Origin of the sequence: Candidatus Binatus sp., assembly GCF_030646925.1 — a bacterium.
Lineage (GTDB): Bacteria > Desulfobacterota > Binatia > Binatales > Binataceae > Binatus.
On record NZ_JAUSKL010000071.1, the window covers coordinates 1 to 14,084 of the forward strand.

Annotated in this window: 13 protein-coding genes and 1 pseudogene; 12 read left to right on the top strand and 2 right to left on the bottom strand. The window is 60.8% G+C overall.

The genetic code is table 11. The annotated features are described in order from the left end of the window. Positions 1–141: 141 nt before the first annotated feature. The 12 genes from Q7S58_RS12885 (at position 142) to Q7S58_RS12940 (ending at position 12,692) form a co-directional block, all read left to right on the top strand. Entirely contained in the window at positions 142–1,080 is a 939-nt protein-coding gene (locus tag Q7S58_RS12885) for a nitronate monooxygenase family protein (protein ID WP_304826085.1), read from the top strand. Positions 1,081–1,173: 93 nt separating this feature from the next. Beyond that, positions 1,174–2,400 (top strand): acyl-CoA dehydrogenase family protein, encoded by a 1,227-nt coding sequence (locus Q7S58_RS12890; protein WP_304826088.1) that lies wholly within the window; start codon positions 1,174–1,176, stop codon positions 2,398–2,400. A 52-nt stretch (positions 2,401–2,452) separates the two neighbouring features. Then, complete coding sequence (locus tag Q7S58_RS12895; RefSeq protein ID WP_304826091.1) at positions 2,453–3,571, top strand: acyl-CoA dehydrogenase family protein; 1,119 nt, start codon at positions 2,453–2,455, stop codon at positions 3,569–3,571. Positions 3,572–4,063: 492 nt separating this feature from the next. Continuing rightward, positions 4,064–4,513 (top strand): c-type cytochrome, encoded by a 450-nt coding sequence (locus tag Q7S58_RS12900; RefSeq protein ID WP_304826094.1) that lies wholly within the window; start codon positions 4,064–4,066, stop codon positions 4,511–4,513. A 33-nt stretch (positions 4,514–4,546) separates the two neighbouring features. Further along, the gene (locus Q7S58_RS12905) at positions 4,547–5,083 is read left to right on the top strand and encodes a hypothetical protein (RefSeq protein WP_304826097.1); all 537 of its coding nucleotides are present in this window, start codon (positions 4,547–4,549) and stop codon (positions 5,081–5,083) included. 12 nt (positions 5,084–5,095) lie between these two features. Next, complete coding sequence (locus Q7S58_RS12910) at positions 5,096–6,664, top strand: GMC family oxidoreductase (protein ID WP_304826102.1); 1,569 nt, start codon at positions 5,096–5,098, stop codon at positions 6,662–6,664. Between the two features lie 64 nt (positions 6,665–6,728). Further along, complete coding sequence (locus Q7S58_RS12915) at positions 6,729–7,910, top strand: SCO family protein (protein ID WP_304826105.1); 1,182 nt, start codon at positions 6,729–6,731, stop codon at positions 7,908–7,910. A gap of 85 nt (positions 7,911–7,995) precedes the next feature. Beyond that, positions 7,996–8,841, top strand: coding sequence for a methane monooxygenase/ammonia monooxygenase subunit C (locus tag Q7S58_RS12920; protein WP_304826108.1), 846 nt, complete (start codon positions 7,996–7,998; stop codon positions 8,839–8,841). A gap of 59 nt (positions 8,842–8,900) precedes the next feature. Then, positions 8,901–9,686: a methane monooxygenase/ammonia monooxygenase subunit A gene (locus Q7S58_RS12925; protein ID WP_304826111.1), complete on the top strand. Its 786-nt coding sequence runs from the start codon at positions 8,901–8,903 to the stop codon at positions 9,684–9,686. 56 nt (positions 9,687–9,742) lie between these two features. Then, a complete protein-coding gene (locus Q7S58_RS12930) occupies positions 9,743–10,087 on the top strand; it encodes a hypothetical protein (RefSeq protein WP_304826114.1) in 345 nt (114 codons plus the stop codon). Continuing rightward, positions 10,080–11,351, top strand: a complete 1,272-nt coding sequence (locus tag Q7S58_RS12935; RefSeq protein ID WP_304826117.1) for a methane monooxygenase/ammonia monooxygenase subunit B — start codon at positions 10,080–10,082, stop codon at positions 11,349–11,351. The genes Q7S58_RS12930 and Q7S58_RS12935 overlap by 8 nt, the downstream gene beginning before the upstream one ends. Before the next feature lie 114 nt (positions 11,352–11,465). After that, the gene (locus tag Q7S58_RS12940; protein ID WP_304826120.1) at positions 11,466–12,692 is read left to right on the top strand and encodes a dienelactone hydrolase family protein; all 1,227 of its coding nucleotides are present in this window, start codon (positions 11,466–11,468) and stop codon (positions 12,690–12,692) included. Positions 12,693–12,882: 190 nt separating this feature from the next. Here the strand turns inward: Q7S58_RS12940 and Q7S58_RS12945 are convergent, their stop codons facing one another. Further along, a complete protein-coding gene (locus Q7S58_RS12945; RefSeq protein WP_304826123.1) occupies positions 12,883–13,761 on the bottom strand; it encodes an aldo/keto reductase in 879 nt (292 codons plus the stop codon). Positions 13,762–13,808: 47 nt separating this feature from the next. Further along, a pseudogene (locus Q7S58_RS12950) lies at positions 13,809–14,084 on the bottom strand (amidohydrolase); the annotation flags it as partial.

Sequence of the window (14,084 nt, forward strand, 5' to 3'; positions counted from 1 at the left end):
ACCTCGGTTAAGGACTTGGCCCGCAAGCTGATGCGCTACATCCGTCACTACAACCGCGCTCCCAAACCCATCAAGTGGACCTATCGCGACCCCAACCATCGCATCTATTCCGATACCAATGTCACTGTTACAGGCCACTAGATGCGATTTGCTAACCGAATCACCGAGATGCTTGGCGTCGAGTATCCGATCGTGCAGGCGCCGATGGGATGGATCGCGCGGGCGCAGTTGGCGTCGGCGGTATCGAACGCGGGCGGCTTGGGGATTATCGAGACTTCTTCCGGCGAGCTGGACGAGATCAGAACTGAAATCCGCAAGATGCGCGAGCTGACGGACAAGCCGTTCGGCGTGAATATCGCGCAGGCGTTCGTGCGCGATCCGGGAATCGTGAAGTTCGTGATCGATCACAAGGTGCGGTTCGTGACGACGTCGGCGGGCGACCCGGGAAAATATTGCGCGGAGTTGAAGCGCGCCGGGCTGATCGTGTTTCACGTGATCCCGACCTTGAAGGGAGCGCTGAAAGCGGTCGAAGCCGGGGTGGACGGTTTGATCGTGGAAGGCGGCGAGGGCGGCGGCTTCAAGAATCCGCAGCCGGTGGCGTCGATGGTGCTGCTGCCGCTGGTGCGCGAGAAGGTGAAGGTGCCGATTATCGCGGCGGGCGGGATCGTCGATGGGCGCACGATGGCGGCGGCATTTGCGCTGGGGGCGGAAGGCGTGCAGATGGGGACGCGGATGGTGTCGTCCGAGGAATCGCCGGTGCATCGGAATTGGAAAGAGGCGATCGTCGCGGCGGCGGAGACCGACACGGTTTTTCTGAATCAGTTTTCCAAGCCGGCGCTGCGGGCATTGCGGACGAATCGAACGTCGCGGCTCGAGCGCGAGCCCGGCCCTAATATGATGACGGAGTTCGGCACCGCGAAGGATCTTTATTTCGGCGGCGACATGGAAGCGAGTATCGCGCTCTCGGGGCAGGTCTGCGGGCGAATCGAATCGATCAAGCCGGTCGCGCAAATCATCCGCGAGACGGTGGACGAATTTTTCGCGACGGTGAGGAATCTATCGAACGCATACGCGAGTTGAGGCGAGTGCGAAGGTCGCTGAATCGAAGACTGGCGTGACTTTTCGGACCGCAAGCGGAATGCTATGCCATGAAGATCGCAAGGAGTCGCAAGCATGGCCAAACATGAAATAACGGAAGAGGATTTGCGCGGCCGAGTGGCCAAGCTGCTCGAAGAGGCGCATCCCGACCAGGTCGATCAGTTTACGTTTCGCGGCAAGCAGTACGATCTCGGGCTCGCGTGGGTGCATTTTCCGGAAGGCTACGGCGGTCTCGGAATCAGCCCCGGCATGCAGGCTGTGGTCATGGACGAGCTGCACAAGAATGCGAAGACCATGTACGACGACATGGCGATCAACGCGATCGGAATCGGCATGTGCGCGCCGACGGTGCTGACGCATGGCACGCAGTGGATGAAGGACAATCTGCTGCGCCGGATTTTCACCGGCGAGGATATCTGGTGCCAGCTCTTCAGCGAGCCGGGCGCCGGTTCCGACGTCGCGGGGCTTTCGACGCGGGCGGTGCGCGAGGGCGACTACTGGGTCGTTAACGGGCAGAAAGTCTGGACCAGCCTCGCGCATATGTCGAAGTGGGGGATGGTGCTCGTCCGATCGAATCCCGACGCGCCGAAGCACACGGGGATGTCGTACTTCCTGCTCGACATGCAGAGTCCGGGCGTCGAAGTTCGCCCGCTGCATCAGATCACCGGCGAAGCGGAGTTCAACGAAGTTTTCCTGAACGACGTGAAAATTCCCGCGGACCGGATGTTCGGCCGCGAAGGCGACGGATGGAAGGGTGCGATCACGACCCTGATGAACGAGCGCACGGCGATCGGCGGCGCGGTTTCGCGGCCGGGCGGCGGCGCGATCGGGATGCTGCTCGATTTGTGGAAGGCGCGCGATCGAAAACGCTTCACACCGGAGTCGGAAATCGTGCTGCGCGATCGCGTGATCAAGCTCTATATCGAGTCGGAACTGTTGCGGATGACGGTGCAGCGCGCGAAGAACGGGCGCAAGGCGGGCAATCCCGGGCCGGAAGGATCGGTCGCGAAACTCGCGCAGGCGGAACTCAACAAACGCCTCTGGGAGTGCGCGATGGACGTGATCGGCGCGGACTCGCTCACCTACGAGGCGGGCTATGAGCGGCGCCGCCCGAATTTCAAGTCGCGGGAGACGCGCCTTGCGCTGGCGAAGTATCAGTTCCTGCGGGCGCGCGCCAATTCAATCGAGGGCGGCACCTCCGAGGTGATGAGAAATATTCTCGGCGAGCGAGTGCTCGGACTGCCGGGCGAACCGCGCAGCGACAAGGACGTGCCGTGGAAGGATATTCCGCGCAGCGCATAGCAATCGCAGATCGAATCGATTTCGAGATGATCGCATCGCCGAGGAAGCAAGAATGGAAGTAGTTTTCACCAGCGAACACGAAGAACTGCGGCAGACCGTCCGCCGCTTCATGCAGGCGCAATCCACCGAGCAGACCGTGCGCCGCTTGATGGAGACCGACAGCGGCTACGACGCGCGCACGTGGGAGCGGATGGCGTCGGAGCTGTCGCTAATCGGGCTCGCGGCGCCGGAGAAATTTGGCGGCGCCGGATATACGGCAATCGAGCTCGGGATCGTGATGGAAGAGATGGGACGCGAGCTTTTTTGCGGACCTTATCTATCGACCGCGGTGCTCGCTACCAGTGCGCTACTGCGATGCGCCGACGACGCGGCGAAGTCGCGGCTGTTGCCGGCGATCGCGTCGGGCAAGACGATCGCGACGGTCGCGATCGCGGAAGAAAATGGCCGCTACGATATCGGCGCGATCGCTATGCGCGCGGCTCGCGACGGCGCGAAGTGGCGGCTCGACGGCGTGAAGAACTACGTCCTCGATGGGCATTGCGCGGACGTGGTGCTGGTCGCGGCGCGGACCGATCGCGGCGTCGGGCTGTTCGAAGTCGAGGGCAAGGCGGCGAACTTCTCGCGAGCGTCGTTGCCGACGCTCGATCTCACGCGGAAGCTGGCGCGGCTGACGTTCAACGGCACCCCTGCGACGCTGATATCCGGCGATAGCGACGCGACCGCGGCGCTTAATCACGTGGTCGCGGTCGGATCGGCGATGCTGGCGGTCGAGCAGGTCGGCGGCGCGCAGCGATGCCTCGAGATGTCCGTCGATTACGCGAAGACGCGGCTCCAATTCGGGCGTCCGATCGGCTCGTTCCAGGCGATCAAGCACAAGTGCGCGGACATGCTGGTCGAGACGGAGTTCGCGCGTTCGGCGGCCTATCATGCGATCTTTTGCGCGGCTGGCGATGACGAAAACGAGTTGCAGATGGCGTCGCACATGGCGCGCTCGTACTGCTCCGAAGCTTATTTCCGCGCGACCGCGGACAATATCCAGATTCACGGCGGGATGGGCTTCACCTGGGAGCATCCGGCGCATCTGTATTTCAAGCGCGCGCGTGCGAGTTCGATATTGTTTGGCGACCCGATCGAGCATCGGCAGGAGTTGGGTGCGCTGCTCGCGCTGTGAGGAAGGCAGAAGAGAGGAGGTAGGAATTCGAAACCCCTTACGGGTTTCGAGCTTCCCGTCGGGAAGATGCGCGCTACGCGCGCTGTTAGTAAAGGAATGGGCAAACAAAGAGCGACCATGACTCGGGTGACGTGCGCTGTTGAGGTGGCTGGGAAAGAAAGATGAGATCGTGACGAATGCGCGCTACGCGCTGTTAGTAGTAGGCAAGAAGAAAAAGACAGGTGCGCCCGGTGAGTGGTCAGTGAAAAGCAAGATGCGTGCTACGCACTGTTAGTAAAGGAATAGATTGGTCATGTGGTGAGTAGTTCGGGAAGATGCATGATGCGGCCGGAAATCCACAGGCTAAAGCCTGTGCCACAGAGATGATTCTGATGTGGCACAGGCTTTAGCCTGCGTTATGAGAAACAGTAAAACAAAAGGCAAGACAGAGAACATCAAGATGGGCGGTGTGGGCTGTCGCTAGAGATGAGAAGAGTTTGGATTTCGCGAGTGATGCCAATCGCACTGATTCTGATGATTGGTTGTGACGGTCGAATCAAATCCGATCAGAACACGTCGCGAGAACTGCATTTCATCGACGACGGAGAGGCCGCAGCCGTGCACGAAGGACGCGTGATTCGCGTCAGCTCCGACGGCGCGATCAAGATAACGGCGGAGGCGAAGGCGGAGGCCGATTTGATCTTCGACGATCGATGCACCGCGTGTCATGGATCGAATGGTGACGGCAAAGGTCCGGCGGCGGCAAGCATGAAGCCGGGGCCTAAAGACTTTCGCGACGTCCAGTGGCAGAAGTCGGTGAGCGACGAGAAGATCACGAAGGCAATCGTGTCGGGCGGCGAGGCAATCGGGCTGAGCGCGGGGATGCCGGGAAATCCGGACCTCGAAGATCGGCCGGGCGTAGTCGCGGCGCTGGTCGCACATATTCGCAGCTTCGGCAAGTAAGACGCAGACAGGGCAAGTCAGAGTGAGGGAAGAATGAAGCGGCGGGATTTTCTGAAAACGGGAGCGTTGGCATTCGCCGGCACTGCCGCGGCGGTCACGGGATTGATTCCCGGCGTGAGCGCCGATTCGGCGCCGGCGTTCAAGACGCTCAAGCCTGAGCAGGCGGAGGCGCTGCTCAAGATGACGCGGCAAATTTATCCGCATAGTAAGCTCGACGACGCGGCCTACTGGAAAGTGGTCAAGGAACTCGACAGTGCGGGCGAGAAAGACCCGGTGACTGCGAGCCTGCTGGCCGACGGCGTCGCGCATCTGGACAGCGCGCAGAGCGCGAAGTTCGCCGCGCTCAGCGAGAAGGAACAGATCGAGGCGCTGAAGGGGATCGCGAATACGCCGTTTTTTCAGAAGGTGCAGAGTATCGAGTTGGCGTCGCTCTACAACGATCCCGCGGTGTGGAAGGCGCTCGGTTACCAGGGACCGGCGTATTCGATCGGCGGCTACATCAATCACGGATTCAACGATCTCGCCTGGCTGCCGGAGCCGCCGGAATCGGCCAGCCCCAAGCCGGCCTGACGGGGAATCGCGATGGCAAAGCATGAACTGAGCGACGATTCCGTAGTGGTGGTGATCGGCTCGGGCGCGGGCGGCGGAACGCTCGCGAACGAACTGTGCCAGCACGGATTGAAGGTCGTACTGCTCGAAGCGGGGCAGCGGCAATCGACGACGACGTTTCGCAACGACGAATGGTTCGCATTCAATCAGCTTGCGTGGCTCGACAAGCGCACGACGTCTGGCAACTGGCGGATCGCCAAGGATTTTCCGAATCTGCCGGCGTGGATTTGCAAGACGGTCGGCGGCACGACGGTCCATTGGGCGGGCGCGTCGCTGCGGCTCAAGGACTATGAGTTCAAGACGAAGACCGTTTACTCGAATGTGAAGGGTGCGAATCTGCTCGACTGGCCGATCGGACTCGCGGACCTCGAGCCGTACTACGCCAAGGCCGAAGACAAGATGGGCGTGACGCGCACCAACGATATTCCGGGGCTGCCGGGCAACAACAATTTCAAAGTGATGTACAACGGCGCGACGCGCGTCGGCTACAAGACCGTGCACACGGGGCGGATGGCGATCAACAGCAGGCCGCGCGAGGGACGCTCGGCGTGCTGGCAGCTTGGATTTTGTTTTCAGGGATGCAAGTCGGGTGCGAAATGGTCCACGCTCTACACTGAGATTCCGAAAGCTGAGGCGACCGGCAAGCTCGATCTACGGCCGCAATCTATGGTCATGCAGATACAGCATGACAAGGCTGGCAAGGCGACCGGAGTTTTGTACGCCGACAAGGACGGCAATCATCAATTGCAGAAGGCGCGGCTGGTGTGCGTCGCGGGAAACTCGATCGAGACGCCGCGGCTCCTGCTGAACTCATCGTCGTCGATGTTTCCGCACGGTCTTGCGAACTCGTCGGGGCAGGTCGGCAAGAACTATATGCGGCATACGACCGGCTCGGTGTTCGGCGTCTTCAAGGAGCCGGTGCATATGTATCGCGGCACGGTGATGGCGGGAATCGTGCAGGACGAAGCGGTGATGAATCCGAGCCGCGGATTCGCGGGCGGGTTCGAGCTCGAGACGATCGCACTCGGACTGCCGTTCGCCGCGGCGTTCCTGAATCCGGGCGCGTGGGGCCGCGACTATACGAGCCTGCTGGATGAGTTCCCCAACATGGCGGGGATGTGGATCGTCGGCGAAGACATGCCGCAGGAGAGTAATGCCGTGACGTTGCATCCGACGGAGAAAGACAAGTTCGGGCTGCCGATTCCCAACGTGCATTACGACGATCACGCGAACGATATCGCGATGCGCAATTACGCATTCAAGCGCGGCGCCGCGATCTACGACGCGGTCGGCGCGACGCGGACGGTCGAGGTGCCGCCGTATCCGTCCACGCACAACCTGGGCACCTGCCGGATGAGCGACTCGCCGCGCGACGGTGTATGCAACAAATTCGGCCAGACGCACGATGTAAAGAATCTGTTCATCTCGGACGGCAGCCAGTTCACGACCAGCGCCGGCGAGAATCCGACGTTGACGATCGTCACGTTGGCGATCAGGCAAGCAGACTATATTGCCGACCAGTGCACGAAACGAAATATGTGATGGGCCGCATCGCGCGGACGACAGGCGGATGAAGAGCATTCGCGAGATACGATCGTGCCCCTCGATGAGGCGTGGCAAATTGCGGCACGCAGTCGGGATCGCGGCAATCGCGATCGCTGCCGCAATCACGATAGCGCCGCGCGCCGCGGAGGCGCATCGCAATGGCGGTCCCAACGATCCGTGCGAGCGGCGAATCGGGACCTCGTTGATTCATCTCACGCTCTACCAGCCGCAATTCGATCCCGACGCTGAGTACTGCGATTCGATTCCGCGCCAGGGCATCACGGTGATGGTAGTCGACGTATCGCCGGGAGAGTTGCGCGGAGTGCCGTTCAGTGTCGAGGTGCTCGACGCGGGCGACGGCGAGGGTGCGCGCCCGATTCTCAGTTTGCCGGCGAAGGTGTACCGTCGCGGAGTGGTCGATGCTCAGGTGATGCTGGACGGTGGACGGCGATATATCGCGCGAGTCGCGCTGTCGGACGGCGCGAGCATCAAGGGCCAGGAGCTGTCTTTTCCGATCAGAGTTGCGGCGTGGTATCGCGCGTTGATTGTTCCAGCGCTGGCGCTGCTCGCGCTGATCGGATTAATCGCGGCGTCGGTGATTCGCTACTACATTGTGCATCGACGGCAGGGAACCGGCGAGGTGATTCCGATCCGGCTTGCGAATCGATCGATGTCGGCGCTGGTGTTCGCGGCAATCGTGTGCGGCACGCTTGCGGCGTCGGGCTGTAGTCGCGATCGCCGAGCGGAAAGGCCCGCGCTGCCCGACGTTCAATTGATCGACAATCACGATCAGCCGCTCTCGCTGGGATCGCTCAAGGGCAAAGTCGTGCTGCTCGATTTCGTGCATATCGGATGCCCCGGCGTATGCACCAATCTCACGAACAAGTTTGGCCAGGTCGCGGACAGCCTTGGACCCGAGTTGGGATCGCGCGTGGTGCTACTCACGATCAGCAACGATCCCAAGCACGATACGCCTGAGGCGTTGCTGAAATTCGCTAAAGAGAGCGATGCGAACGTGAACGGCTGGATCTTCATGACCGGCGATCTCGACAGCGTCAATCGCGTGATCCATGCATTCGGGCTGAACAATGAAAATCTGCCGGATGGGTCGCCGAACCATATCACGCAGGTGTTTTTGCTGGACGCCGACGGCCGTCAAAAGCAGGCCTATCAGGGGATGACGATGGATTCGAAGAAAGTGGCGGCGCAAATCAAGCAGACATTGGAGCAGGGCGGGGCATAGTAAAAAAAGTCGAAAAGCGGTAGTTGAGGTTTGGGGCGGAGTTGCGGGCCGCGAGGCTCGCGCGTCGAACAGAAGGAGTAGCGAGATGGCTCAATCACAAGCGGCAAAGCTGCCACGCGATTACGATAACGGCCCGATCGCGACCGGACGCGAGCGCAATCCTACTGACTGGGGCGTCGGCTGGACGTCGCTCTTCTGGGGCAGCGCGCTGGTCATGGCGGCCAATCTCTTCCTGTGGTGGTGGGACTACGAGTTCGCTTTCACCAAGGGGCTCAATTCGGCGAGTACGGATTTCACGATGTACTACCGGACGCTCTTTTGGGGCGAGCTGATCGTGCTGGGAGTATTCACCGGCATCTGGTACGGATGGCTGATTCGGACCGGCCGCGAGATCGCCAATCAACCGTGTTCGCGCGCCGAAGAAGTGCGCCGAATCGCGGTGCTGTGGAGCATCATCGGTGTTACGAGTTTATCGATCTATATCGAAGCGAGCTTCTGGCCGAATTGGGACGGCTCGTGGCATCAGACACTGGTGCGCGATACCGCGCTGACGCCGACGCATATCCCGATGTTCTACTTCTTCTTCCCGCTGTCGGTGGTGCTCGCACTGGGCGCGTACATCTATGGCAACGCGCGGATCCCTGCGCTCTACAGCCGCGACAAGGGATTCCCGTGGTCGTTCTTTTTGCTGATCAGCGCGGCGGTGCTCGAGTGCATGGAAGTGGCCTTCAACGAATGGGGCCACAGTCTCTGGATTTCCGAGGAATTTTTCGCGGTGCCGTTTCATTGGCCGTTCGTCGCCTATGGATGGCTCGCGGCTGGGATGTTCGCGGTGTGGGGTGAGACGATTCTGCGCCTGTTCGAAATCGAGAAGGCGGAAGAAGTCGCGAGCGGGATGACGCCGGCCGAGAGCCAGGCGGTAGCGGACTAGACGCCTCGCGGGTTTCGGGGGAATCCGCAGGATCGTTCGAACCGGAGGGGACACGACGAATGGCCGCAGCACCGCAGACCGTAGCCGAACGGCAAAAGCGCCTCGAACTTCGAGCGCTGCTGAACAAGCAATACAAGTGGATCGATCGCAAGTGGGATCTGGTGTTCTGGATCACCGCGATTTTCGTGGTGGCGGGAGCCGCGGACATCACCAAACAACTGTTTGCGGGCGACTGGGATTTCTGGACCGACTGGAAAGATCCGCAGTGGTGGCCGGTGATCACCGCGTTCGCGACGATTATCATTCCGTCGGCGCTGCAATACATCCAGTGGGCGGCGTGGCGATTCCCGACCGGCGCCACCTACACCTCGGTATGTTTTTTCATGGCGGCGTGGGTCGGCCGCTATTTTCAATGGCACGTCGCGGAAAGCTATCCGATGAATTTCGTGTGGCCGATTTCGACCGTGTGCGCCGCGATAATTCTCGACTGGCTATTGATGAAGACCAAGAGCTTTATACTCACTTCATTGATCGGCGGACCGATTTGGGCATTGCTGGTGTGGGCATTCAACTACATACCGCTCGCGCCGTTTTTGCAGCCCGCCTATTTCATGAACCATGTGCTGACGGTCGCCGATATCCAGGGCATCGTTTATATAAGGTCGCAGACGCCTGAGTACTTGCGGCTGATCGAGCGCGGCGCGCTCCGCAGTTTTCTCGGCGAGACGCAGTACGTATCGCTGGTATTCGGCGGCACGCTGGCGGTGCTGGGTTACTGGATCGGGCAGTTTATCGGGCGATACCTGGCAGTGTGGCCAATCCGGCGATATCTGAAGACGACTTGAGCGCTGGCAAGAATATGCGCGCACAGAGACATTCCGAAAATTCATTGCGTCGATTGATGCGCCCGGCGTTGGCGGCGATCGCATCGATGCTCGCGTCGCCGGCGCTCGCGCACGCGCATGGCGGCCTTGGCGGACCAAGTGAAGTCGGTCCGCCGATCATGACTTCGATCGCGCTCGCATTCGTCTGCTACTGGGTTGTGATTTTGTGGCCTGCGTCGAAGCGCGGCGACCACACTGCAGGCGGCGCGAACGGCTCCCAGAGCCGCAACGGCGATCGTGCACGCGCGCGGACTATGGCCAAGTCGGGCGTCGCGAAGCAGCGGGCGCAGCTCAGAACCGCCGGCGCGAATGGGCGACTGGAGGATGAGGCGAATGCGCGGAGGAAAGCGATCGATGCGTAGCCGATATCTGGTCGGCACTATTGTAGCTATTGCCGCAATAGTCAGTGCGATAGCCAGTACTGCGATATTTGGAGTTTCAAGCGCTTTTGCTCACGGTGAAGCGGGTGACGAGCCGTTTCTAAAAGATCTGACTACTGCCTTTTACGATGTGCACATCTCGCCGACCGAGATCGAAGTCGGGCAACCCGTCACGATCATCGGCACTGTGCGAATTCTTGAAACGTGGCCGTACACGCTCTATCCACCAGAGAAAGCCTACATCACCCCGGTAGTACCCGGTCCGGTTTTCGTGCTGAAGGAACGGACAGTCAATGGCCAACAGGCGCCGGGATCGTTCTTCGTCGAAAAGGGCGGCGTTTACAATTTCAAAATGGAAATCCTCGGCCGCAATCCCGGCAAATGGCATGTGCATCCGGGTATCGCGGTGCAGGGCACCGGCACGCTGATCGGTCCAGGAGAGTGGGTGACCGTCAAGCCGAGCGTCGCGCCCTTTGTCTTCCCGGTGCGATTGCTCAGCGGCCAGAGTATCAATCTCAATACCTATGAGGGCGGATTCGTCTGGTGGTGGTCATTCGCCGGATTCCTGATCGGCGTTGCGTGGATGCTGTATTGGACGCTCAACAAGCGCACCGTCACCAACCTGGCAGTGACTGTTCAATTGGGCGTCAATGACGACGCGCCTGATATTGGACTTATTACTCCGCGCGATCACGTCTGGATGAACGTGCTCGCAGGACTGACTATTGCGATGCTGCTGATCGGATGGTCATACAGCGCGATGAAGTATCCGGTGAGGTTGCCCCAGCAGACCGACTGGTTTGCGCCGAAGTTTGTATCTTCAGGCGAGAAAATGGCTGAAGTGGCGCCGCAGGGCGCGACCTACGACGACGGCACCGACACGCTGAACATGCGCGTGAACGTCAAGAACATCGGGCCGAGCCCAATCACGGTGAAGCAATACATCATGGCGATGGCTACTTTCGTGAACGGCACGCCGGATGAACAGGCGAAAGCCGGTCCCCACGATTACGTCGGGCAGCTCGAGGTGGAGCCTTCGCGGCCGATCGCACCCGGCGAGGAAAAGGAACTTACGCTTCGAATCAGCAATCCGGTGCTGAGCGACGAACGGCTGATACCGCTGCACGATCCGCAGCAATTCATCGCGGGCCTGATTCGATTCGAGAATGGACTCGGCAAACAGGAAATGGTGGTAGTCCGTTCCAGCGTAGTGCCTACTCAGTTCAAATCTCAGTACCTGCCGTGAACTGAGTATTGCTGAATAGCCAGAAGTATTGAAGGTCCAGACGCATGAAGCGGTCTTTTTAGTCGCTCGCGCGTCTCATAGACCGTTCGAAATAAATCTAAAGGTACTTGAGCAATGGCTGGAGAAAAAATTTCGATACCAGCGCACGACGGCGGCACTTTCGGCGCCTATCTCGCCAAGCCCGAATCGGGCAGCGGCCCGGGAATAGTGATCGTGCAGGAGATTTTCGGCGTCAACGCACACATCCGATCGGTTTGCGATCGCTACGCGGAGGAAGGTTACCTCGCGATCGCGCCCGACGTTTTCTGGCGCGTTCAGCCGGGCGCCGAGCTTGAATACAACGACGAGGGAATCAAGCAGGGCAGGGCGCTCGCGATGAAGAGCGACCTCGGCCTGATGATCAAGGACATCGCGAGCACGATTGCCCTGATGCGCACGATGCCCGGTGCTTCCGGCAAAGTCGGCGTGGTTGGATTTTGCTTCGGCGGGCGTCTCGCGTTTCTGACCGCAGCTCGCACCGACGTGGACGCCGCGATCTCATACTACGGCGGTGGAATCGATCAGCACGCGAGCGAGGCATCGTCGATCAAGTGTCCGATCATGCTTCATTGGGGCGCCGACGACGCGGGCATCCCTGCGCCGCAGCGCGAAGCCGTCCGCGCCGCGCTCGCGGGCCACGATCGCGCCGAGATTTATGTCTATGCCGGCGCGGGCCACGGCTTCAATTGCGATCGGCGCCCGAGCTATCACGTTTTTTCGGCGCGGCTGGCCCATTCGCGCACGCTCGGCCTGCTGCATTGGACGATCGGCCCGCGTTACGATCTAAGCGAGTTGTGGGAGCGCCACACCGCGCATGAATTTGTCGACCACGACGCCGACGCCACGATGCGCACGATGGTGCGCCAGCCGTACGTCAATCACGTTCCGACGCTCACCGGCGGCGTCGGCTACGACGAACTGCACTATTTTTATGCGAACCATTTTCTGCCGCGGCTGCCGGCCGACGCGAAGCTGGTCCCGATTACTCGCACCATCGGGCCGGACCGGCTCGTCGATGAATTCAACGTATGCTTCACGCACGATCGCGAGATCGACTTCATGGCGCCCGGCATCGCCGCGACCGGCAAGTACGTCGAAGTACCGCACGTCGCGGTGGTCGAGTTTCGCGGCGACAAAATCGCGCACGAGCATATCCACTGGGATCACGCGAGCCTGCTGAAGCAACTCGGCGTGTTGAATGCGAAGGAGTTGCCGGTTGCGGGAATCGAAGGCGCCAAAAAGCTGGCCGACGAGACACTACCGTCGAACGAGATGATGCCGCAATGGAAGAGAAATCGATGAGCGCGCGGAGCAAGTGATTGCTCGCGCCGCAATGAGGTCAGCATGAATCTCAGAACGCCGGGAATTTTCTCGCTGACCGATTCGATGACCGGAAGCGAAATCGCCGCGCTCGTGCGCAAGGTCGAAAGCGCGCTCGAAGCGCTCGCGCCGGGCTGATTTCTGAATTGATCTTCGATTGTGCCGCCGCACCTCAGATCGTGTCGGTCACGCCGGGAATGAACAGCGGCTCCATCGCATAGTGAGCGACGTCGGCCTCGAGCGCGGCGCGATCGGGAGCGGTCCTAACTTCGCCCGCCGCGTCGAGGATGTCGCGCAGTATCGTCGTGTCGCTCGAAGTGTTGAGGAAAAGCCCGGGGCGGCTCAGCACGAAATGCACCGCGCGGCGGAGCGCCTCGCGATCGCGCAGCGGCTCGTACCAACTGAATTTGCGCATGTCGCCGTCTGGCCATCGCCGGCGCGCCGCCGACTTGATCGTCTGCGTCGCGACGCCCCGTTTAGCGCATAGTTTCAGCAGCGCCTCGGCGTCCGCGGCGTACTGCGGGATATTCATCATCGTGAAGTTGTACGGAAACAGCACCGAGTCGAAGTCAAATCGCTCGAGGCTCTTAAGATGCATCGCGGCGACTTGAGTGCCGTGACCAGTGACGCCGATGAATCGCACCAATCCTTGCGCGCGCGCTTCGACCAGCGCTTCCAGCGCGCCGCTCGGACCGAGCGCCGCCGCCCATTCATTCTCCGCGACGAGGTTGTGCATCTGGATCAGATCGATCTGATCGACGCGCAGCCGCTCGAGCGACCGATGCAGGCTGTCGCGCGCTCCCTGATAAGTCCGATCGCCGGTCTTGGTCGCGAGGAAGAAGCGCTTGCGATGCTCGCGCATCCAGGGGCCGATTCTAAGCTCGGATTCGCCGTAGGACGCCGCGGTATCGAGGTGATTGATTCCGTACTCGAGCAGGATGTCGAGCACCTGGTCCGCTTTCTCCTGCTTCATCCCGCCAAGCGCGGCGGCGCCAAAGATCACGCGCGTGCTCTGATGACCGGTGCGTCCGAAAACAGTTTTTTCAATCACCGTTCAACTCTCCTCTGCGTCACTAGCCGTTCACGTACAAGGCTGACTCACCTCGCGGGCAGCCACGCGAGCGCGCCGGCGACCAGCGCCTCGACTCCAGTCGAAAGCGTTGGTTCGATCACCGGCGCGAACAGCGGCGAGTGATTGCTGGGAATCAAGTCCATGCCGCCTGCCCGTTCGGCAGCGCGGATAACACCGTAATCGAGCCCGCCGAAATACCAGAACACCGAGGGCACGCCCGCCGCAGTCCCGAACTCGCCGAAATCCTCGCTGGCGTTCACCGCGGGCGTCTGATGCACTCGCTCTCTGCCGAAATGCGCGCT